The organism is Yinghuangia soli, from assembly GCF_021502675.1.
Taxonomy (GTDB): Bacteria; Actinomycetota; Actinomycetes; order Streptomycetales; family Streptomycetaceae; genus Yinghuangia; species Yinghuangia soli.
Genome location: NZ_JAKFHA010000001.1, coordinates 572629 through 594653, shown reverse-complemented (window position 1 = coordinate 594653; position 22025 = coordinate 572629). Strand labels below are relative to the sequence as shown.

Sequence of the window (22025 nt, the reverse complement as noted above, 5' to 3'; positions counted from 1 at the left end):
GGCGGCGGACGAGGTGTCCCGAGTGGTTCAGTCCGTGGTCAGCCCAGGCCCAGCAGCCGTTCCGCGGTGCCGCCGAGGATGGCCTCCGTCTCGCCGGCGGAGAACCCGGCGGTCCGCACGTACTCCGTCGACCGCGGGTACAGCTCGCCGCCCCAGAACGGGAAGTCGCTGCCGTGCACGACCCGGTCGGCGCCCACCGACTCGACCAGCGCCCGCAACCCCGGGCCGTGCGAGGCGCACGTGTCGTAGTACATGCGCTTGACCAGGTCGCTCGGCCGGGCATGGCCGCGCGGCATGTACCAGGTCTCCTGCGTGTCGAACTGGCTCAGGAACGACCCGACCAGGCCGCCCAGCCCGATGTGCACGAAATTGATGTCCGGGTAGCGCTCGACGATCCCGGCCTGCATGAGGTGCACGATCGCCACGGTCGTCTCGATCTGCGCACCGACTGTCCAGGCGAGGCCGTGGTCGTTGATCAGCGGCCAGTCGCAGCCCTCGCCTGCCGAGTGGACCAGGACCGTGGCCTTGCGCCGGTGCAGCTCCGCGAACAGCGGCTGGTGCTCGGGCGCCGCGAGCGACTGCCCGAGCACCGTCGTCAACACCGCCACCCCGCGTACGCCCGGCAGCGCGAGCGCCCGGTCCAGTTCCGCAAGGCTCGCGTCGACGTGCGGGAGCGGCAGCGTCGCCAGCACGCTGAACCGCGCCGGATTCTCCGCCGCGGCCTGCGCGAACAGATCGTTCGCCACCCGCGCCGTCTCCACCGCAGCCGCCTGGTCCGCGAAGTACGGGGCCTGCGGCACGAAGGAGATCGCCTGCCGGTCCACCCCCGCCTTGTCCATGAGCGCGAACCGCTGCTCCAACTCCTCGGGCGTTCCGCCTCCGCCTGTGCCCCGGGCGTTGCCGGTCGTCGTGGCCCCGTGCCGGTCCATCAGGTCCAGCAGCTCGGCAGGGTAATAGTGCGCATGAAGGTCGATGGTCATGTGCCGCGGGTGACCGCAGGGGTTCGAGGCTACGCCTGCGCTAGGCCGTCCGGGGGATGGCGCCTTCTGCGTCCGGCCTGCCCGATGGAAGGTGAATCCCGTTATTCTCGGGGCGCTTTCGCGTGGTCGCCGGGCGTCGGGCCGGCGTCGGCGCCGACCTGCATGGGGGACGAGATGGCGGCGGATGTGCGCCCGGGGCGCCTGGTCGGCGGGCGGTACCGGCTCGTCGCGAGCCTGGCGTCCGGCGGGTTCGGGCACGTGTGGAAGGCCCACGACACGGAGCTCGACGTCGAGGTCGCGGTGAAGCAGGTCCTGCTGCCGCCCACGGCCACCGGCCGGGAGCACCGTGAACGCGTCGCCCGCGCGGCGCGCGAGGCCCGCAATGCCGCCAAGCTGCGCGACCACCCGCACATCGTCGCGGTCCACGACGTGGTCGTCGAGGACGACGTCCCGTGGACCGTCATGCAGCTCGTCGACGGCCGCTCACTGGACCGCCACCTCGAACGGGACGGCGTCCTGGGCATCGAGCGCGGCATCGCGGTCGCCCGGGCCCTGCTGGACGCGCTGCAGTCGGCACACGCGGTCGGCATCGTGCACCGCGATGTGAAGCCCGCCAACGTCATGATGGCCGCGAACGGCCGCATCCTGCTCACCGACTTCGGCATCGCCGTCCACCAGGCCGACACCGCGCTCACCGTCACCGGCAGCGTGATCGGCTCCGCCGAGTACATGGCCCCCGAGCGGTTCGACGGCAAGGAAGACCTGCCCGCGAGTGACCTCTTCTCGCTGGGGGCGACCCTGTACGAGGCGGTCGAGGGCGTCTCCCCGTTCCGGCGCGAGACCCCGACGGCCACGCTTGCCGCGGTCGCGCTGCACGACCCGCCGCCGATGCGGAAGGCGCCGGCGCCGGGCCCGCTGATCGCCGGGCTGCTGCTGAAAGACCCGGTCCGACGGCTCACCGTCCAGGCCGCCCTGGCCATGCTGGACGGCCTGGCGTACGGCGGCGGCGCGGCGACCCGGCATGAACGCGAACGGCCGCGCACACCCGGACGCGAGCGCGAAGCCGGGCCCGCAGCCCCTCGGACCCCTCGGACCCCTCGGACTCCTCCGGACAACGCGGTTCGCGGATGGGTCAAGGTCAACAACCGCGTCGGCGGCAGCGAACCGCTCCACGTCGTCGTGGAAGGCGCCGAGGTCGGGACGGTTGCACCGGGGGCAACCCGGGACTTCGCCATCACCGTGCATGCTCCGACGGTCCGAGTCCGGGTCGGAGGGTCGGCCAGTAGCAGCTTCTTGGTGAACGTCCCGCAGGGCCGCACGGTGTCTACGGGTCGGTGCACGCGTGTGCGGATGCGCTCGGAGCATCCGACCGCACTGCCACCCGAATCGGGCAGTCGGTCGGCCTACTCTGGTTCGCTGTCCTGCAACTCGCGCTCTGGACGGGCTGAGATCAGCCGAGGCCGAGCAACTCGACCGCCGTCTCCCGCATCTCCACCTTGCGGATCTTCCCGGTCACCGTCATCGGGAACTCGTCGACCGCGTGCACGTACCGCGGGATCTTGTAGTGCGCGAGGCGTCCCGTGCAGAACGCGCGCAGCGTCTCCGCGGTCGGCACGTCCGCACCCGGCCGGACCTTGATCCAGGCCATCAGCTCTTCGCCGTACTTCTCGTCCGGTACGCCGATCACCTGCGCGTCGACGATGTCCGGGTGGGTGTACAGGAACTCCTCGATCTCGCGCGGGTAGATGTTCTCGCCGCCGCGGATCACCATGTCCTTGATGCGGCCCACGATGTTGAGGTAGCCGTCGCCGTCCATCGTGGCCAGGTCGCCGGTGTGCATCCAGCCGTCCGCGTCGACTGCCTCTGCGGTCTTCTCGGGTTCGTCCCAGTAGCCGGTCATGACCGAGTAGCCGCGCGTGCACAGTTCGCCGGACTCGCCGCGCGGCACGATCTCGCCGGTGTCGGGCGAGACGACCTTCACCTCGACGTGCGGGTGGACCGCGCCGACTGTCGACACGCGCTGCTCCAGGCTGTCGTTCACCCGGGTCTGCGTGGACACCGGCGAAGTCTCGGTCATGCCGTAGCAGATGGTCACATCGGTCATGCCCAGGTCGCCGATCACCCGCTTCATGACTTCCACCGGGCAGGGTGCGCCGGCCATCACGCCGGTACGCAGCGACGACACGTCGTACGACGCGAAGCCGGGGTCGGCGAGCACGCCGATGAACATCGTGGGGACGCCGTACAGCACGGTGCAGCGCTCGTCCTGCACCGCGGCCAGCGTCGCCGCGGCGTCGAAGGCGGGCGCCGGGATCACGATGCACGAACCGTGCGCGACGGCCCCGAGGTTGCCCATGACCATGCCGAAACAGTGATAAAACGGGACTGGCAGGCAGACCCGGTCCTCGTGCGTCCAGCCCTGGAGCTCGGCGACGAACCAGCCGTTGTTGAGGATGTTGCGGTGCGACAGCGTCGCGCCCTTCGGGAAGCCCGTGGTCCCCGAGGTGTACTGGATGTTGATCGGCTGGCCGGGGCTCAGCGCCGCGGCCGCCTCGGTCAGCCGCGCCGGGTCGAGAGCGCGCCCGTCCGCCACCACCGCGTCCCAGTCGGGGCCGTCGAGGAACACCACGTCTTCCAGCGCGGGGCAGGATGCGCGCACCTCGCCGACCATCGCGCGGTAGTCGCTGGTCTTGAACGTGGACGCGGACACCAGCATGCGGATGCCGGCCTGGCGCAGCACGTACTCCAGTTCGTGCGTGCGGTACGCCGGGTTGACCGTCACCAGGATGGCGCCGATCTTCGCGGTCGCGAACTGCGTCAGCACCCACTGCGCGCAGTTCGGCGACCAGATGCCCACCCGGTCGCCCGCGGTCACGCCGCGGGCCAGCAGCCCCAGCGCGAAGGCGTCCACGGCATCGGCCAGTTCGCGGTACGTGTAGGACACCCCCGCGGCCCGGTCCACGAGCGCCGGCCGATCGGGGTGCGCAGCCGCGGTCCGGTCGAAGTTCGCGCCGATCGTCTCGTCCAGCAGCGGCGAGTCCGTCGGACCGGCCGCGTACGACAGGGCGTGCTCGGCGTGCACCGCGTTCTCCATGGCCGGCTCCTCCGGTGACCAGACGTTTCTCCGCGTCCCAGCCGTTTTGTGTCCGGCGGGGACCCGACCGTACCGGGCACGGTATGTCGGATGCGAGAGGTCCGAGGCTCTTTAACGTGGAGTCCGTGGAGATCGCCAGGGGCCGGGCAGCAGGCCCGTCCCGGCGAAGGCGGAAGGACGGCAGCACGTGCTGGACGGCCTGGACGGGCTCAACGAGGCTCTGGGACACATCGAGCGCCACCTCGACGGCGAGATCGACCCGGCGGTGCTCGCCCGGCTCGCGGCGACGTCCGAGTACCACTTCCGGCGCATGTTCTCGGCGCTGGCCGGGATGCCGCTGTCGGAGTACGTCCGGCGCCGCCGCCTCACCGTGGCGGCCGCCGAAGTGCTGGCCGGCGAGCGGACGCTGCTCGACATCGCGGTGCGGTACGGCTACGGCTCGGGCGACGCGTTCGCCCGGGCGTTCCGGGCCGTGCACGGCATCGGGCCGTCCGAGGCCCGGCAGTCCGGCGCGGTGCTGAACGCGCAGCCGCGCATGTCCTTCCGCCTGACCGTCGAAGGGAGCAGCAGCATGCGCTACCGCGTGGTGGAGAAGGACGCCTTCCGGCTCATCGGCAAGAAGGCGCGCGTACCGCTCGTGCACGTCGGCATGAACCCGGACATCGTCGCGTTCGTCCGCGGCATCGGTGCCGAGACGACCGCGCGCATCGCGGCCCTGGCCGACCAGGAGCCGGAGGGCATCGTCAACGTCAGCCACGACATAGGGGAGAGCCGCGCCGAAGGCACCGAACTGGACTACTGGTACGGCGCGGTCAGCAGCGTGTCGACGGTCCCCGACGACCTCGACGCGCTGCCCGTCGAGGCGGGCACCTGGGCGGTGTTCGCGAGCTCGGGGATGTTCCCCGAGACGCTGCAGTTCCTGTGGCGCGACGTCTTCACCGAATGGTTCCCGGCCAACCCGTACCGGACCCGGCCAGGCCCGGAGATGGTCCACACCGTGCTGTCGGCGGACGGCACGCACGCCGACGCCGAACTCTGGATCCCGGTCGAGCGGATCCCGCCGGCCGCGGTGTGAGTCCCGGTCGGCGCCGGCGGGAATGCGTGGGCGCCGACCGGGAACGTCCAGGCCGCTTACCCCATGGCCGAGTTCACGCGGTCCTCGCGTACGTAGCCGGACTTGCCGTGCTCCATGGGGGTACGCGGACGCCGGGCGGCCTGCTGGAAGGCGGATTCCAGGTCCTCCTGGTCGGTGCCGGCCGGCCAGAAGGAGCGGAACTCCCCTTCCCGGCCCGGGTCCGCGAGGTTGGCCAGGGCTTCCTGCACCGTCCTTTCCCCGCTGATCGCGCACAGCGCCTGGATGGCGGCGGGGCCGTAGAACTCCACCTGGTGCATCGCGTGCTTCAGGAGCTCGGGGTTGTTGGCGAACCGCCGGTCGTAGGTGGCCTCGGCGGTGTCCAGGCGGCCGAGGATTTTGTGGAGTTCGTCGGCCGCGGGCGGTACGGCGGCGCGGGCGGCGGGGTAGGGGGTCACCGCGGTCCGGCATCGGTCCAGCAGCGGGGTGTCCAGCGCGGCGGAGAGAGCACGGTCGGACTCGTCGGCGAGGCGCCGGACGTCGGGGAGGCTGCGCCGCAGCGCTGCCGCGGCCGCGAGGTGCGGGTCCAGCACCATCCGCTTCAGGCTCCCCGGCTCGGCTCCGCTCTCGTCGATCTGCCGGATCCGGGTGAGCATCGGATCAAGGTCCCGCAGGGCGAGGGCGACTTCGGCGGTCTTGCCGCTGCGCAGTTCCTCCAGGACGGCCGCTTCGGCGGCGAGCGCGGCGAGTGCCGCGTCGACGGCCCGGGCCACGGCGGCGTGCGGGGCGCCGGCGGGGGTCGCGGTGACCGTGTCGGTGAGCAGGCGCTGGACGTCGCCCGCGGGGCGGGCCAGGTCCTGTTCGCCGGGGCGGGGCTGGACGGTCAGAAGTTGGGCGTAGGCCTCCTCGGCGATGGCGCGGCGGTCGGGGCGTGCGCCGTTGCGCCAGAGCCGGATGCGGCCGTGTGCGTAGGAGCTCAGGCGGTCGGACCACCAGCGGCGGCGGTCCTCCGCGGCGATTGCGGCGAGTGCGGCTGATTCAGGCCGCAGCGCGGCCCAGCGGTCGTTCAGGCCGCGCTCGGTCTCGTCGATCCACTGCCCCGCGGCGCGGTCCGCCGCCATGCGCAACTGGTCGTCGGTGGCCGGACGTTGGATGGGCTCTGGCACGGGTTCCTCCCCCAAGGACGCGTCTGGCCGCGGGCTCGGCGGCCCTGCTGCGAGTGTGGCAGCGCGCCCGTCACGCCCAGGGGCAAATCCTATGATTTCCCCGTGCCTTGGTGGCCCCGGGCCCGCGCCGGCGCTTGGCCGGACGCCCGCGCCGGGACCCATGCGGACGCCTCCACCGGTACCGTCGACGCCGCGACCGGCCGGTCCCGTCCCTGCTCCTGTCGTGGCCTTCGGCTACTGGGCGGAGCTGGAGCGGTCCTCGCGGGGGTAGCCGGACTTTGCTTTGGCATCGGCTATCTGGGCTAGGCGGCCCTTGTGTTCGTAGGCGGACTGGAGCTTTTCCTGGCTGGTGCCGGCCGGCCAGATGGCGCGGAAGTGGGCCTCGTCGGCGGGGTCGGAGAGAGCGATCAAGGCGTAAGCCGCGATCGCGTCGTCCTTGATCGCGCACAGGGCGCGGATCGCGGGGGCGCCGTAGAAGTCGGTGTGGCGGGCCGCGCGCTCGTGGCGTTCCGGGCTGATGCCGAACCGGGTGTAGTAGGTGTCCGTGGCGGTGTCCAGGAGGCTGAGGATGCGGCTCAGTTCGCCGACTGCGGGCGGGATGGCGGTGCGGGCGGCGTGGTAGGGGTTCATCGCGGCGCGGCAGCGGTCCAGCAGCGGGGTGTCGAGGATCCGGTCGAGGGCGCGGTCGGCTTCGTCGGCGAGGCGGCGGAGGTCGGGGAGGCTGCGTTCCAGGGCCGCGGCGGCGGTGAAGTCCGGGGCCAGGAGCGTGCGCTTCAACTCGTCCGGTCCGGCGGTGTCCTCCTTGTGCCGCCGGATGCGGCGGAGCGGCTCGTTCAGTTGCCGCAAGGCGAGGGTGACTTCGGCGGCCTTGCCGGTACGCAGCTCTTCCAGGACGACCGCTTCGGCGGCGAGGGCGGCGAGTGCGGTGTCGACGCTCCGGGCCGCCGCGGCGTGCGGGGCGCCGGCGGGGGTCGCGGTGACCGTGTCGGTGAGCAGGCGCTGGACGTCGCCCGCGGGGCGGGCCAGGTCCGTTTCGCCGGGGCGGGGCTGGACGGTCAGAAGTTGGGCGTAAGCCTCCTCGGCGATGGCGCGGCGGTCGGGGCGTGCGCCGTTGCGCCAGAGCCGGATGCGGCCGTGTGCGTACGAGCTCAGGCGGTCGGACCACCAGCGGCGGCGGTCCTCCGCGGCGATTGCGGCGAGTGCGGCGGAGTCGGGCCGCAGCGCGACCCAGCGGTCGTTCAGGCCGCGCTCGGTCTCGTCGATCCACTGCCCCGCGGCACGGTCCGCCGCCATGCGCAACTGGTCGTCGGTGGCCGGGCGTTGGATGGGCTCTGGCACGGGTTCCTCCCCCAAGGATGCGTACGGCCGCGGGCTCGCGGGCCCTGCGAGCGAGTGTGGCAGGACGTCCGTCGCGGTCGGGGGCAAATGCCGTGATTCCCGGCCGCCTTGGGGCACGCTTCTTCTATACGGACGCCTCCACCGGCGCGGACGATGCCGCGACCAGCCGCTCGTGTTCGCGCTCGCGGCAGGCGGCCTTCTTGCGCAGGCGCAGCATCTGGGTCAGGCCGAAGGCCTGGAGTACGAAGACCGATGCAAAGGCGATCCGGTAGTTGTCGCCGGTCGCGTCCAGCAGGACGCCGACGGCCAGCAGTGTCGTCATGGACGCCACGAACCCGCCCATGTTGACGATCCCGGACGCGGTGCCCTGGCGCTCCGGCGGATTGGCCGGGCGCGAGAAGTCGAAGCCGATCATCGATGCCGGACCGCACGCCCCAAGCACTACGCACAGCACGATCAGCAGCCACATCGGCGCGTCGCCCGGGTAGCCGATCGCGGCCGCCCACAGCACCGCGGTCGACGCGACCGTGCCGACCGCGACCGGCAGCCGTGCGGTGTGCCGTCGGGCGATGGCCTGGCCGAACGCCACGCCGAACACCATGTTGCTCACCACGACCAGGGTGAGCAGCCCGCCCGCGGTCCCGCGCGACAGGCCCTGCGCCTCGACCAGGAACGGCATGCCCCACAGCAACAGGAAGACCATCGCCGGGAATTGCGTGGTGAAGTGCGTCCACAGCCCCAGCCGGGTGCCCGGCTCGCGCCACGCCGCGGCTATCTGCTCGCGTACGTACGCCGAGCCCGCTTGGGCCACGCGCGGCGGCTCGTGGCCCTCCGGATGGTCCTTGAGGAACAGGAGCAACAGCACCAGGACGAATGCACCCGCGGCCGCGCTTCCGGCGAACGCCGCGGTCCAGCCGACCTCGTGCAGCAGCCAGGCCAGCACGAGTGTCGAGACGAGGTTCCCAGCCATGCCGGCCAGTGCGGCCAGTTGCGCGACGATCGGCCCGCGCCGGGCCGGGAACCACCGGGTGCCCAGGCGCAGCACGCTGATGAACGTCATCGCGTCGCCGCAGCCGAGCAGTGCGCGCGAGGCGAGGGCCAAGCCGTACGACGGGGAGAAGGCGAAGCCCAACTGGCCCGCGGTGAACAGCACCACGCCGATGGTCAGCACCTTCTTGGTGCCGAGCCGGTCGACGAGCAGCCCGACGGGTATCTGCATGCCCGCGTACACCAGCAGCTGCAGGATCGAGAACGCCGCCAGCGCGGAGGCGTTGACCCCGAACCGGTCCGCGGCGTCGAGGCCCGCGACGCCCAGCGAGGTCCGGAAGATCACCGCGACGAAGTAGACCGAGACGCCCACCGACCACACGGCGATCGCCTGGCGCCCGCCCGGCGGGCCGTAGGCCGCTGCCGCGCTCACCGCGTACCGCCGTGCGCCAGGTCCGAGAACCAGGTCACGTGCCGGCGCACCGCGCCGACGACCGCCTCGGCGTCGCCGGCCCGCAGGGCGTCCAGGATCTCCGCGTGCTCGGCCAGCGACTTCGCGATGCGGTCCGGGTTCGCGTGCAGGACGGCCACCCCCATCCGCAGCTGCCGGTCGCGCAGCTGGTCGTAGAGCTTCGCCAGGATGTCGTTGCCCGCGGCCCGCACGATTTCGGCGTGGAAGCACCGGTCCGTCACCGCCACCGATGCGAGGTCCCCGGAAGCGGCTTCCTCCCGGTGCCGCGCCAGCAGCTCTTCGAGCCGGTCCAGCAGCGCGGGCGGCGCGGGGACGACCTTGCGTGCGGTGTACTCCTCGACGAGCTGCCGGGTCTCCACCACGTCGGCGATCTCCTGCGCGGAGACCGGCAGCACCAGCGCGCCCTTCTTCGGGTAGAGCTTCAGCAGCCCTTCCGCCTCCAGACGCAGCAGCGCTTCGCGCACCGGCGTACGCGACACCCCCACGGCCTCGGCGAGCTCCCCTTCCGTGAGCAATGCTCCGCCCTCGTAGCGCCGCTCCAGCACGCCTTGCTTGACGTGCCGGTAGACGCGCTCCGGCGCGGACGCCTGCCGAGGGACCTGGGGAGAAGACATGCGCACAAGATAGATACAACAGCTGGCGGGGGTGCGTCCTGTCCGCGATTCGGACGATTCCGACCGAGGTGCGAATGCGGTGTGGACGCGGTGCGACCGAGATGTGGACGGACGCGGCCCGGCTCAGCGGGTGGAGACGACGACCGTTCCGCTGAGGAGGTCGTGGAGGCCGCGGCGGGCCGGGGTGAGCATGAGCCACAGCGCGGCGATGCCGGCCAGGAGGACCAGCCAGCCCACGCCGGCGAGGGCCGTGTCGCCGTTTTCGTGGGCGACGACCGTCAGGTAGAAGACGCCCGACGGTACGCCCGTGAAGACGAGCGCGCGGATCATGCCGCGGAACCGCACCTTGCGGCCGTCGGGGTCGGACTTGGCGCGGACCGCCAGCCCGCACAGCATCTTCCCGGGCGTCCGGCCGAACACCGCAAGGAAGACGAACTCGTAGACCAGCGGCAGGAGATAGATCGCCACCCCGAACCACAGCACGAGCACGCTGATGTCGTGCACGGCATCCAGCTGCGCACCCTCGATCACGTCGAGCACCTCGGCGTCGTCGGCCGTGGGGTTGCGGAGCAGGTCGAGGATGACGTCCGAGCCGACCTCCGCGGCGCGCTGCTGGATCTGCCGCAGGAACGTCCCGATGAGCACCGCCCACAGCACGACCAGCAGGACGAGGTCGAGCACCCGGGCCAGCACGCGCTTGCGGCGGAGCCCGAAGTCCTTGTGCGGTTCATCCGGACCGTCGTGGGAGTAGCTGTAGTCGGGGCCGGACGGATAGCCGGACGAATAGGCGGGAGACGCGCTGGGCGCGGCGCCGGGGTATCCCGCGCTCGGCGCGGCCGGGTACGCGTACTGCTGCCCGTAAGGGTCCGCAGGCCCGGCCTGCCCCGGAATGCCGCCCGGGGCCGCATCGGGATAACCCGGATACCCCTGCGGACTCTGCGGACTCTGCGAATCGTACGGATCCTGCGGAGAACCGGACTGCTGCCCGTAAGGCCATCCCGACACCGTGCACCCCCACCCCGCGACCGCCTCCCCGCGCTGCCCCACCCAGCGCACGGTCGATCGCCCCAGCGTAGGCAGTCGTCCCGCCCGCACGCAGCCGAACGCCGAAGGCCGCCTGACCGGCGACGCTGTTCCACTCGTAGGACACACCTGGTAGACCAAGTTCCGCTTGTCGCCCATCGACGGAGGAACCATGGGATCAGGCTCTGCCGGCCTGCCGGAAAACAGCGGACGCGCGGGCGCCTTGGGGCGCCGCGGCTTCATGGTCGGGATCGCGGGGGCCGCCGGCGCGGCTCTGCTGCCCGGTACCGCGGCCGCGCACGGAGGCGGCACCGGGACCCGGGAGCGGCTCGTGCCGCTGGCGGGCGCGGTGAACACGCGCGACCTCGGCGGATACCGCGCCGGGTGCGGGCGGCGGGTGCGGTGGGGGCGGGTCTACCGCGCCGACGCGCTCGGCAAGTTGACCGATGCGGACCTGGCCAAGCTGGCCGGTCTGAAGGTGCGTACCGTGGTCGACTTCCGCGGCGCCCCGGAGATCGCCAAGGACGGCGCGGACCGCCTGCCGCCCGGGGCGCAGCAGGTGCTCAGCCCGGTCCTGGACGCCGCGGGCGGCGCGATGGCCGAGGCCATCGGGCGCGCGCTCGCGACCGGCGACCTCGGCTACCTGGAGCAGATATTGGGCGGCGGCAAGGGCGCCGCGCTCATGCTCGAAGGGCAGCGCAACATGGTGCTGTCCGACGCGGGCCGGGCCGGCTTCGGCGACACCCTGCGCCGCATCGCCGAGGACCGCAGCGGCAACGCGCTGCTGTACCACTGCACCGCAGGCAAGGACCGCACCGGCTGGATGAGCGCACTGCTGCTGGAGGCCCTCGACGTCCCGCGCGCGACGATCGTCGAGGACTACATGCTCTCGAACGTCTACCGCCGGGCCTCGAACGAGGCGACCTACGCCTTCCTGCGCTCGCGCGGCATCGACGTGGAGCTCATCCGTCCCTTGATGGAGCAACGCCCCGAATACATCGAGGAGTCGCTTGCCGTGATGCGCAGCGAGTACGGCTCGGTGGACCGCTACATCCGGCGCGGGCTGCGCCTGTCGCCGAGCACCGTCGGCCACCTGCGCGCCCGCCTGCTGGACTGACGCCCACTGAAGCCGGCCGAAGCCGGCCGAAGCCGACCGAAGCCGACCGAAGCACGCGCCCTGCGGCTGAACGGCACGCCCTGCGTCAGCGGGGCTCGTCGCCCTCGATGACGATGCGGTGCATCACGCGCGGGCCCGCATAGTCGTAGGCGGCGTAATGCTGCGTGCTGCGGTTGTCCCAGAAGGCGACGTCGCCCGCCCGCCACCGGAAGCGCACCTGGAACTCCGGGCGGGCGACGTGCTCGAAGAGGTACGGAAGAATCAACTCGTTCTCCCGGGCGTCCAGTTCCACGATCCGGGTGGTGAACACCCGGTTGACGTAGAGGCAGCGCCGCCCGGTGGCCGGGTGCGTGCGCACCACCGGGTGCACCGACGGCGGCAGCGCGTCCTTGTCCCCGCCGCGGTGCGCCCGGGACTTGGTGAAGTCGTGCTCCGCGGTCAGCCCGTCGAGCATCTCCCGCAGCGGCGCGGACAGCGCCTGGTACGCGCTCTCCATGTCCGCCCACAACGTGTCCCCGCCGAGCGCAGGCAGGGTGACCGCGCGCAGGATCGTGCCCATCGGGGGCCGGGCCAGGAACGTCGCATCGCTGTGCCAGGTGTCGGCATTGGAGACCTTCGGCCCCGAGCCGTCGGTGGGCAGCACCATCACCTCGGGCAGGTCGGGGGCCGCGGGACGGCCGAACGGGAAGTGCTGGAGCACCCCGAAACCCGCGGCGAAATCCCGCTGCTGGTGCGCGGTGATGTCCTGGTCCCGGAAGAAGAGGACCTGGTGGGTGTGCAGTGCGTCGGTGAGCGCCGCGTACGTCGCGGCGTCCAGGCCGCCGCGCAGATCGAGCCCGTGGACCTCGGCGCCGATGGCAGGGGTGAGCGGGCGTACGTCGAGCATGCCGCACCTCGCAGAGAGTGTTGAGACAATCTGTCTTAATGATGTGAGACGGAATGTCTTACACTCCTCGCGTGGATGTCAAGACCGAGACCCGCGCCCGGATCCTGGACGCGGCCGAACGCCTCTTCGCCGAACGCGGCGTCGCCGACGTGTCGCTGCGCGAGATCGGCGCGGCGGCCGGCCAGCGCAACAACTCCGCGGTGCAGTACCACTTCGGTACGCGCGACGCCCTGGTCCGCGCGCTCTACGAAGACCGGCTGGCCCCCCTCAACCGGCGCCGCCTCGAACTCCTGGCCTCGCTGCCCGAGGATCTGCCCGCGACCGGGCCGGGCGCGCTCGATGCGCTGGACCGGCTGGTGGACGTCTATGTGCGCCCGCTCGCCGAGGCCATGCGCGACGGCCGCGCGGACAGCCACTACGCACGCTTCATCCACCGCTTCACCCTCGAAGGCGCCCCGGTCACCCCGCCCCTCGGCGCGGAGACCACCGGCGGCGTCCGCGAGGTCCTGGCCCGGCTGGACGCGGCACTCGCGGCCGCCGCGCCCGGCCAGGCCCCGGCCCGCCGGGCCTTGCGGCTGCGGCTCATGCACCTGCTGGTGACGGCGACGCTCGCGGACACCGAGCGGCGGCTCGCCGACGGCGTGGAGATCGACCTGCCGTTCGACGAACTGATCGGCGAACTCAAGGCCGCAGCGGTCGGCGTGCTCGCCGAACCCGAACCCGAACCCGGAACCGACCCTGGACCCGGAACCGCCCCCGAATCCGGGACGGGAATCGGAACCGGGGCCAACCCGGCACGCGCGTCAGGCGGCCGGGCTCACGGTTCCCGGGCCGGGAGCCGCGCCGCCAGTTCGTCCAGCGCACGGCGCAAGTCCGCCAGCTGACCGGTCAACCGGTCGGCGGCTGCCGCGGATTCGCCGTCCTTGGCGTCCCGCAAGCGGTCGGCGAGCCCGGCCGCGGACTCCTCGGCCTCGGCCAGCGACACCTCGGCGGCACGCGCGAAACTGCGCAGGAACGCCGCCGACGGCGTCGCCCCCGCGGCCTCCGCGGCCTCCGCGCCCCCGGCGAAGGCGGCCTGCTGGGCGCGGAGTTGCCGCTGCTGGGCGTACAGCTTCACGAAGACCGCGACCTTCGACCGCAGCACCCACGGATCGAACGGCTTGGTCACATAGTCGACCGCGCCGGCCGCATAGCCGCGGAAGGTGTGGTGCGTGCTGCGGTCGTCCGCGGTCAGGAAGATGATCGGGATGTCGCGCGTCGACTCCCGGGCCTTGATGTGCCCGGCGGTCTCGAAACCGTCCATGCCCGGCATGTGCACGTCCAGGAGGATCAGCGCGAACTCCTGGAGGAGAAGGGCCTTGAGGGCCTCCTCGCCCGATCCGGCACGGACCAGCTGCTGGTCCAGCGCGGAAAGTGTGGCCTCCAGCGCCAAGAGGTTCTCCGGCCGGTCGTCGACCAGCAGGATCCGGGCCTTGCCCCAGTCGTTCTGCTCGACCAATGCGTCTCCTGCGAGCGAGAGTTCGGCGAGGCCGGGGGCTTGGGCGGCACACCCGGCACGGCCGCTGGGGCAACGTTAGCGGCCCATACCGGGCGGCGGCGACGGGAACCGGCCGATCGACCGGAACGACCGGATCCGCAGCCGGTCAGGGGTGCGGCTTCCGGTCCGGGCAGCCGGCGGTGTACGACGCGGAGTATTCGAAGTGCCACGGCTCGTTGTCGTACATCCGACACCACCCGAAGCGCGAGCCGTTGCGTTCGAGCCAGGTCTGCGCGGCCTTCGGGGCGATGTCGATGGCCGTGCCCTGCACATGGGAGGACTCGCCGGGCGGCAGCACCCGGGCGCGGGCCGCGGACTCCGATCCCTTGCATGCCACTTCGGTGTCCCACAGGAGCTTCTGGTGCTCGTACGTCCGGGCCCCGGAGCGCAGCGTGAGGGTGATCTTCGCCGCCGCCATCGCCTCCTCGGCCTTGCGGTACGCGGCCCGCGCGCCAGGGGCGAGCTTGTCCGGGTCGGTGGCGCCCGGGTCGGGGATGTCCGCGCCGTCGCCGGCGTCGCAGCGGACCGTGACCTCGCTCGGCGTGCTCCCGGACGCGCCCGAAGCCGGTTTACTGCCGGCGGCGTTCGGCGCCGGCCCTGGAGCGCCCGAGCCGCTCGGTGTGGCCCGCGGACCGGCGAAGGGGTTCGACACCGTCACCGTGTCCGGGCTGCCGCGCCCCATGTCCGCGAACACCGTCGCACCGAGCGCGGTCCCGATGCCGGTCGACACGGTGACCGTGCCGACCCACAGCATCACGATGGGGACGCGGACGCGCTTGCGCGCGGACCGGCGGCCGGTGCCGGTGGCGGTGCCCGAGCCGGGACGGGGCTCGGGGGATCCCGGGGATACGAAAGTGGGGTTCATGGCTTGCCTGTTCCTTTCGGCAAGGCCCGGCCCCGGGGTCGGGGCGTGCGGGCATGGCGGATCGCGCTGCGGCGGGCCGGGCCCGGCGCAACGGACTGCAGTGAGGGGGACAGAAGTGACGGACAGAGGCGCGTTACTCGGTGCGCAAGTTCTCCGGTTTGACCAGCCGCCACAGCGGCGGCAGGCCCAGCAGTGCGACGGTGAACACCGCTGCCGCGCCCAGGCCGGCCACGGTCGCGACGTACGACCAGTCGACCGCCACCGGGTGGGCCGCGACGCCGAGCAGGACCGTCCCGAGTCCGACGCCGCCGGCCACGGCCAGTGCCAGGCCGGCCAGGACCGGGATCGCGGCCTGCGCCAGCACCGACAGCGCCAGCGTGCGGTGCGGTGTGCCGATCGCCGCCAGGGCGGCGAGCGGGCGACGCTGCTCGCGCAGTTGCTCCAGCATGGCGACCAGCATGCTCACCGCGATGAGCAGCAGCGTGACCACCGCGCCGATGAACAGCCCGCGCTTGATGTTGGTGTACTTCCGGACCTGGCTGCGCTCGGCCAGCGCGTGCGCATTCGCGGTCGGATCGATCTTGGCGACCGCGGTACGCACCTGCTCGGCGGAGTCCTGATACCCGGGGACGAGCCGGACGTACGCCGCCGCGGCCATCGCCCGGTAGCCGCTGCCGGCCAGCGCCTCGGGGGTGATGTACAGCCCCGAGCCGCCGAGCGGTGCGACATCCTGCGCGAGCTGGGTCCTGCGCACCGTCGCCGGGACGGTCCACGGCACGGTCTCGTTCTCCGTACCGGGCAGGGTGAGCCGGACCGCCGTGCCGGGTGCGAACCCGCCGTCCGCCCCCGCCGCCGCATCGCTCCCGGGCAGCGCGGGCGACCCCGGAACGCCGTACCCATCGGGTTCCGCACCCCTCGGCGGCCGGGGCGCGAAGCTCACCGAGAAGACGTCCCCGGGACGGCAGTCCGCGATCCCCGCGAGTACGAACATGGCCGCGCAGTCGGCGACCGCGACGTGCTGGAGCTTTTCGGAGGTTCCGTCGGTGGCCGCGCTCTCCGAGAACGCCACGACACTCTCGACGCCGGGCGCTGCGGCGACGGCGGCCAGCTTTTCGACGCTCTCCGGTCCGGCCTGCACGGTCACCCGCATGTCGGCCAGGTCCGGGCGCTGCCCGGTGGCCTGGGTGAACGTCGACTCCATGCCGGTCAGCAGCATCTGCACCGCGATCGCCCCGGCGACCGCCACCGCGATGCCGTTGACGACGCGGACCGACGCCGCGTTGCCCGAGCCGAGCCGCCGCACGCCGAGCAGCCACGCGACCGGGCCGCCGCCGAGCCGGGCGGTGGCGAACCGCACCAGGCCGGGGATCAGCGCGGTCAGCCCGAGCAGGAGCAGCGCGATGCCCGCGGACAGCACGTAGATGTTGACCGACTCGGTCGGCTCTTCCGGGCCGCGCAGCATCGGGAGGAGCAGCACCAGCCCGAGCAGGGCCGGCACCAGCCGCAGCCACCAGCGCCCTTGTGGCGGTTCGGCGCGGCGTACGACGCCGAGCGGTTCGACGGTGACGCCGCGCAGCGCCATCAGGCCCGCGGCCACCGCGGCGGCCGGGATGCCCAGCACCACCAGCAGCCCGAGGCCGGGCGAGGGCGTGACGTCGGCGGGGAACGCGCTGACGTCCCACAGTTCCACGTCGCGCACGAACTCCCGGCCGACCACGAAGCAGACGATGCCGAGGACGCTGCCGGCCGCCGCGGTGGCCAGCAGCTCGCCGGTGGTGATCCGCCGGGTCATGGCCAGGTCCGCGCCGACCAGGCGCAGCGCGGCCATGCGCCGGTCGCGGGCGGCGGCGCCGAACCGCGAGGCGACCGCCACGAAGACGAGGACCGGGGTGAGCAGTACGACGAAGACGGTCACCGCGAGGAGCGTGAGCAGCGGGCCCAGTTCGCTGGGCTGGTGCGGCCGCCCGAATCCGTCGACGCGCTCGGCCACGTCCAGGGTGAGCCTGTCGCTGCCCGCGTAGAAGACGAGTTCGGCGGGGCCGGTGAGACCGCTGTCGCCGACCGTCGCGACGGTCTTGTACGGCAGCCGCTCGCGCAGCAGTTCGCTGCCCGGCGCGCTCAGCAGGTCGGCGAGCGCGGGGGAGACCGCCATCTCGCCCGGGCCGGGGAAGGCCTTCAGGCCGGGCGGCAGGGGAGCGTCGGCACCGTCCGGTTGCAGCAGCCGGCCGCGGATCTCGTTCCCGCGGAACTCGGTGTCGGCGCTGCCGACCAGGAGCGTGTCCGGCCGCGGCCGGGACGCTGCCGCGTCCGCCGCGGCGGTGGCCGGGTCGACCGGAAGGACCTTGCCCTGGACCCAGCTGCTGTACGGGGCGACCGACCGTTCGACGCGGGCCTCGCCGCGGGCCTCGCGGGCGTCCAAGGCACCCGGCACGGCGGTGGCGAGCAGCAGGAGTCCGGTGCCCAGCGCGATGCCGACGACGGTGAACAGCGAGCGGAACCAGCTTCCGGCGCCGCCCGTGACGGCGAACCGGGCGCCCATCCCGAGGTCGCGCAGCCACGCGGACATGCCGCCGGTGCCGTCCGCCTCCGGCCCGCTCACGCCGTCGCCCAACTGCGGGTGCGGCCGTCGCGCACGACGACTTCGCGGTCCGAGTACGCGGCGACCCGGGCGTCGTGGGTGACCAGCACCACCGCGGCGCCGGACTCCCGGGCCGCCTCGGTGAGCAGGGTCATCACGCGCTCGCTGTTGAACGAGTCGAGGGCGCCGGTGGGTTCGTCGGCGAACAGGATGCGCGGCTCGGCCGCCAGCGCGCGGGCGACGGCCACCCGCTGCCCCTGGCCGCCGGACACCTCGCCGGGCCGCTTGTCCGCGACGTCCCCGACTTCCAGCCGGTCCAGCCACTCGGCCGCGCGGCGGGCCGCCTCGCGGCGCTTGACGCCGCCGAGCCGCAGCGGCAGGGCGGCGTTCTCGCCGCAGGTCAGCTCGGGCACCAACTGCCCGAACTGGAAGACGAAGCCGAACGCCCGGCGCCGCAGCGCGCTGCGCTCGCGGTCCGACATGGCGGCCATGTCGCGGTCCTGGTAGCGCAGTTCGCCGGCATCCGGGGGCACGATGCCGGCCAGGCAGTGCAGCAGCGTGGACTTGCCGGAGCCGGACGGGCCCATCACCGCGACGACCTCGCCGGCGGCTATCTCGAAGGCCGCGTCCTCCAACGCCGGGGTCGGGCCGTACGCCTTGCGCAGCCCGCGCGCGACCAGCAGCTGCGCCGGGGCCGCCGCCGGGACATGCGGCGCGGCGGAGCGTGCCTCGGGGGCCGCGGTCACAGCGCGACCTCGGCCTTCAGCCGGTCCAGGCGCGCCTCGGTCAGCTCCAGCCAGCGCAGGTCCGCCTCCAGGTGGAACAGCGCGTGGTCGCAGATCAGTTGGTCGGCGAGGTCGCCGCCCTTCTTGCGCTCGGTGAGCTCGCGCATCATGCGCAGGTGCTCGGCCCGCTGGGTGTCCAGCAGGTCGCCCGCGCTGCGGCCGGTCAGCAGTGCGATCACGACCTTGGTGAACAGCGTGCTCTGCAGGTACGGCTCGGGCTTCTCCGGGCGGCCCAGCCACGCCGCGACGTCGGTTATGCCCTCCGCGGTGATCGCGTACCGCTTGCGGTCCGGCCCCTCGCCGTGCTCGATGCCCTCGACCTCGACCAGGCCGTTCTTCAGCAGCCGGGACAGCGTCGCGTAGACCTGGCCGTACGCCAGCGGCTTGCTCTTCCCGAAGCGGTCGTCGAACGCGCGCTTGAGGTCGTATCCGTGCCGGGGCCCGGACTCCAGCAGGCCGAGCAGCGTGTGGCTAATCATGAGGACGACTATACACACGAGGTATACCTCCGGTGTATACACCGAGTGTGCAGCCGTTCGGGGGCGGCTCCCGGCCGGATACGCCGAAGGGCGGCGCCGGCCCGTGGCCGCGCCGCCCTTCGGTATTCGTGCAGGTCAGGCGGTGACCGCATCCGATGCGGAGGCCTCGGTCGGGACCGGTTCGGGCTTGCGCATCGTCGATGCGGCGTCCTTGTCGCGGACGGTCAGCGCGGCGAGCGCACCGACCAGCGCGATGCCCGCGGCCGTGTAGAAGGCCGCGCGGTACGCGTCCAGGTTCGGGGACACCGCCCCGCCCGGGCCCACGGTGAACGCGCCGACCGCGGCGATGACCGTGCTCAGCAGCGCGATGCCAAGCGCCGAGCCGAGTTGGCGCTGCGTGCTGAACAGCGTGGACGCCGAGGCGCTGTCCTCGGGCTTGGTCTTCGCGAACGCGGCGGCCTGCATCGGGATCATGTTGAAGGCCAGCGAGACGCCGGTGAAGAAGAGGATGGCCACGAAGACCGCGGGGGAGGTGTGCTGGTCGGTGAAGCTCAGCATCAGCGCGGCCGCGGCGATACCGGCCAGGCCGACCGCCATCAGGCGGCGCGGACCGACCTTCGGGTAGATGCGGGACACGATCTGCGAGGTGATCATCACGCCGAACGCCTCGGGGAAGGTCAGCAGACCGGTCTTGAGCGCACTCCAGCCGAAGGCCTGCTGGCCCATCAGCGGGTAGACGTACAGCAGCCCGAGGAAGCCGGCCGAGCCGAGCAGCGACACCGTGTTGGTGCTGGCGAAGAGCCGGTCGCCGAACAGGCGCAGCTTGAGGATGGGCTCGGTGGCGCGCAGCTCGTACCAGACCATCGCGACGAGGAGCACCGCGCCCGCGATGCCGGTGCCGATGATCAGCGGCGAGTCCCAGCCCTTGCCCGGGCCCTCGCTCAGCGCGTACATGAGGAGCGCGAAGCCCACGCCGGCGAGCAGGAAGCCCGGCAGGTCGAAGCGGCCCGCACCGGGCTCGTGGTGCTCCTTGAGGAACAGCGCGCCGAAGACGAGGGCGACCGCGCCGACCGGCAGGTTGATGAAGAAGACCCAGTGCCACGAGACCTTGTCGACCAGCAGGCCGCCGAGGACCGGGCCGAGCGCGGGGGCGATCGCGGTGGGGACCATCAGCACGCGCGAGGCGCGCACGCGCTCCTCGGGCGGGAACGCGCGGAACATCATGGCCATGCCGACCGGGGTCAGCAGGCCGCCGCCGACACCCTGCAGGATGCGGAAGAGGACCAGCTGATCGAGGCTCTGGGCGAACCCGCACAGGGCGGATGCGCCCGTGAATATCGCGAGTGCGGCCAGGAAGACCCGCTTGCTGCCGAACCGGTCGCCGAGCCAGCCGGACGCCGGGATGAAGACCGCGAGGCTCACCAGGTAGCCGACCGCGACCGTGCCCAGCTCCGAGGGGGCCACCCCGAAGTCCTCGCCGATGGCCGGCAGTGCGACGTTGATGATCGTGATGTCCAGGATGTTCACGAACATCGCGGCCACGAACACCGCACCGACGACGACCTTCTGGTTCAGCTCGGGCAAAGACGATCGGCCTGGGGATGCCATATGGGCGGACTCCTGGGGGCAGTGCGGGCCGGGGACCGCGGACACTTCGGGACGGGTGTGCGGGCGTGCCGAGTACGGCGCGCCGGGCGCGCGGGGACTGCTGCCTGTGCACGGGCAGGCACGGCTCCGGGTCTGCGCCCCGGCACTGCGCCAACGTGGCGCAACGCACCGGGCCCGGGAGGAATTCCTCCCGGGCCCGGATTGTGGCACGGATTACATTTGGATCCGAACGATCCGGCTGCGGTCCCCGCGGTCCCTGTGGCTCCCGCTGTCCCTGCGGCTCCCCGAGGGGGAGCTCAGTGCTCGCCCTCCTGGCGCGGCTCGATGCCGAGCGCGGCGCAGGCCTCGTTGTAGAGGCGCACGACCTCGACGCGCACCTCGCGGCGCTCGGTCAGTTCGCGCTCCCACGGGATGCGCACCGCGGTGCCGGCCCCCTCGACCACCGCGGTGAAGTCCGCGCCGAGTCCGTCGAGCCCGGTCATCGTCGCGGCGGTGGCGTCCTTCTGCCCGCCGAGCCCGCGCACGATGAGCAGGTTGTCGTCGGGGTGGTCGTCGTTCATGTGCTTGGTGATCGCCGCCACGACGTCCGGGCCGAACGGGTTGGCCGTCGCGTCCTGTGCAGCGGGGGTGGTGGTCATGGGTCGCGCCTCCGGAAGGGACTTGATGTGACGTCAGTTCGCGTTGCGGCGGCGCACGAAGAAGTAGGTGCCCGCACCGACCACCACCACGACGGCGGCGATGACGCCGATCACGATGCCGGTCGACGAGCTGTCGTCGGACTTCTCCGCGGCGCCCGCGGTGCTGTCGGCGCTGCCCGCGCCCGGGGAGGCCTCGGGCACCGCACCGCCCGGGTTCCCGGTCGCGGCGGCGGACGAGCCGCCGCCGGTCGCGGGGGCGGACGGCGCACCGCTCGGGCCGCCGGTCGGCTGCGGTGCGGTCGGCAGCGACGCGGGCACGCCGCCGGTGAAGTTCACTGCGAGGGTGGCTTCCTGGGTGCGGTCCTTGCCGTTGCCCATCCAGCTGGTCTGCAGCGCGCAGGGCGTGGCCAGGCAGTCCGTGGTGCCGAACTTGGCGACCGGCTTGTACTCGGCGACGAAGCCGCCGGCGGAATCGGTGTCCACCATTTTGAAGTTGATCACATCGCACGCCCGGCCGGCGCCCTTGCTCGGGTCGCAGACGGTCAGGAACAGCTTGATGCCGGGATTGAAGCCCTTCCCGGTGACCGTGATCGTCTGGCCTGCCGGATCCAGGCCGGTGGAGGTCGAGGCGGTGATGCTCACGCCGACCGCGTGGGCGCTGCCCGCACTCAGGAACAGCCAGGAAAGCAGCAGGGACAGGACGGCAAGGGCCCCGGCCGTGCGGCGGGTAAGGATGGTCACGCTGCTTAACTCCCAGGTCAACGGCCTGTACACCGGCGTACGTTC

19 protein-coding genes and 1 pseudogene are annotated in these 22025 nt (G+C 72.5%); 4 read left to right on the top strand and 16 right to left on the bottom strand.

Translation table 11 applies throughout. The features are described from left to right. Nucleotides 1-38: 38 nt before the first annotated feature. Nucleotides 39-980, bottom strand: coding sequence for an amidohydrolase family protein (locus tag LZ495_RS02540; RefSeq protein ID WP_235050161.1), 942 nt, complete (start codon nt 978-980; stop codon nt 39-41). Between LZ495_RS02540 and LZ495_RS02535 the strand changes: the two are divergent. After that, nucleotides 963-1946 (top strand): annotated as a pseudogene (locus LZ495_RS02535) (serine/threonine-protein kinase); the annotation flags it as partial. The gene LZ495_RS02540 and the pseudogene LZ495_RS02535 sit on opposite strands and share 18 nt — an antisense overlap. A 484-nt stretch (nt 1947-2430) precedes the next feature. Here the strand turns inward: LZ495_RS02535 and LZ495_RS02530 are convergent. Then, nucleotides 2431-4074, bottom strand: coding sequence for an AMP-binding protein (locus LZ495_RS02530; RefSeq protein WP_235050160.1), 1644 nt, complete (start codon nt 4072-4074; stop codon nt 2431-2433). Between the two features lie 187 nt (nt 4075-4261). Between LZ495_RS02530 and LZ495_RS02525 the strand changes: the two genes are divergently transcribed. After that, the gene (locus LZ495_RS02525; protein WP_235050159.1) at nt 4262-5149 is read left to right on the top strand and encodes an AraC family transcriptional regulator; all 888 of its coding nucleotides are present in this window, start codon (nt 4262-4264) and stop codon (nt 5147-5149) included. Nucleotides 5150-5205: 56 nt separating this feature from the next. Here the strand turns inward: LZ495_RS02525 and LZ495_RS02520 are convergent, their stop codons facing one another. From LZ495_RS02520 to LZ495_RS02500, 5 genes are all read right to left on the bottom strand, one after another. Beyond that, the gene (locus LZ495_RS02520; RefSeq protein WP_235050158.1) at nt 5206-6312 is read right to left on the bottom strand and encodes a hypothetical protein; all 1107 of its coding nucleotides are present in this window, start codon (nt 6310-6312) and stop codon (nt 5206-5208) included. Nucleotides 6313-6546: 234 nt separating this feature from the next. Then, nucleotides 6547-7650 (bottom strand): hypothetical protein, encoded by a 1104-nt coding sequence (locus LZ495_RS02515; protein ID WP_235050157.1) that lies wholly within the window; start codon nt 7648-7650, stop codon nt 6547-6549. A 124-nt stretch (nt 7651-7774) separates the two neighbouring features. After that, a complete protein-coding gene (locus LZ495_RS02510; protein ID WP_235050156.1) occupies nt 7775-9070 on the bottom strand; it encodes an MFS transporter in 1296 nt (431 codons plus the stop codon). Next, nucleotides 9067-9723, bottom strand: a complete 657-nt coding sequence (locus LZ495_RS02505) for a GntR family transcriptional regulator (RefSeq protein ID WP_235050155.1) — start codon at nt 9721-9723, stop codon at nt 9067-9069. Before LZ495_RS02505 ends, LZ495_RS02510 begins: the two co-directional genes overlap by 4 nt. A gap of 123 nt (nt 9724-9846) precedes the next feature. Next, nucleotides 9847-10770, bottom strand: coding sequence for an RDD family protein (locus LZ495_RS02500; RefSeq protein ID WP_235050154.1), 924 nt, complete (start codon nt 10768-10770; stop codon nt 9847-9849). A 148-nt stretch (nt 10771-10918) separates the two neighbouring features. Between LZ495_RS02500 and LZ495_RS02495 the strand changes: the two genes are divergently transcribed. Next, nucleotides 10919-11863, top strand: a complete 945-nt coding sequence (locus LZ495_RS02495; RefSeq protein WP_235050153.1) for a tyrosine-protein phosphatase — start codon at nt 10919-10921, stop codon at nt 11861-11863. An 85-nt stretch (nt 11864-11948) separates the two neighbouring features. On the opposite strand, the gene LZ495_RS02490 is transcribed toward LZ495_RS02495, so the two are convergent. Then, entirely contained in the window at nt 11949-12749 is an 801-nt protein-coding gene (locus LZ495_RS02490; RefSeq protein ID WP_235050152.1) for a TauD/TfdA dioxygenase family protein, read from the bottom strand. A gap of 71 nt (nt 12750-12820) precedes the next feature. Between LZ495_RS02490 and LZ495_RS02485 the strand changes: the two genes are divergently transcribed. Further along, entirely contained in the window at nt 12821-13633 is an 813-nt protein-coding gene (locus LZ495_RS02485) for a TetR/AcrR family transcriptional regulator (protein WP_235050151.1), read from the top strand. On the opposite strand, the gene LZ495_RS02480 is transcribed toward LZ495_RS02485, so the two are convergent. From LZ495_RS02480 to LZ495_RS02445, 8 genes are all read right to left on the bottom strand, one after another. Then, nucleotides 13567-14247 (bottom strand): response regulator, encoded by a 681-nt coding sequence (locus LZ495_RS02480; protein WP_235050150.1) that lies wholly within the window; start codon nt 14245-14247, stop codon nt 13567-13569. The genes LZ495_RS02485 and LZ495_RS02480 overlap by 67 nt on opposite strands. Before the next feature lie 145 nt (nt 14248-14392). Continuing rightward, nucleotides 14393-15151: a D-alanyl-D-alanine carboxypeptidase family protein gene (locus LZ495_RS02475; RefSeq protein ID WP_235050149.1), complete on the bottom strand. Its 759-nt coding sequence runs from the start codon at nt 15149-15151 to the stop codon at nt 14393-14395. Between the two features lie 133 nt (nt 15152-15284). Further along, a complete protein-coding gene (locus LZ495_RS02470; RefSeq protein WP_235050148.1) occupies nt 15285-17750 on the bottom strand; it encodes an FtsX-like permease family protein in 2466 nt (821 codons plus the stop codon). After that, complete coding sequence (locus LZ495_RS02465; RefSeq protein ID WP_372498505.1) at nt 17747-18475, bottom strand: ABC transporter ATP-binding protein; 729 nt, start codon at nt 18473-18475, stop codon at nt 17747-17749. The genes LZ495_RS02470 and LZ495_RS02465 overlap by 4 nt, the downstream gene beginning before the upstream one ends. Next, on the bottom strand, nt 18472-18993 hold the full coding sequence (locus LZ495_RS02460; protein WP_235050147.1) for a PadR family transcriptional regulator: 522 nt from the start codon (nt 18991-18993) through the stop codon (nt 18472-18474). The genes LZ495_RS02465 and LZ495_RS02460 overlap by 4 nt, the downstream gene beginning before the upstream one ends. 135 nt (nt 18994-19128) lie before the next feature. Then, on the bottom strand, nt 19129-20601 hold the full coding sequence (locus tag LZ495_RS02455) for an MDR family MFS transporter (RefSeq protein WP_235050146.1): 1473 nt from the start codon (nt 20599-20601) through the stop codon (nt 19129-19131). A 296-nt stretch (nt 20602-20897) separates the two neighbouring features. Next, nucleotides 20898-21239 (bottom strand): DUF2470 domain-containing protein, encoded by a 342-nt coding sequence (locus LZ495_RS02450; RefSeq protein WP_235050145.1) that lies wholly within the window; start codon nt 21237-21239, stop codon nt 20898-20900. A gap of 33 nt (nt 21240-21272) precedes the next feature. Beyond that, entirely contained in the window at nt 21273-21980 is a 708-nt protein-coding gene (locus LZ495_RS02445) for a neocarzinostatin apoprotein domain-containing protein (RefSeq protein WP_235050144.1), read from the bottom strand. Nucleotides 21981-22025: the final 45 nt, after the last annotated feature.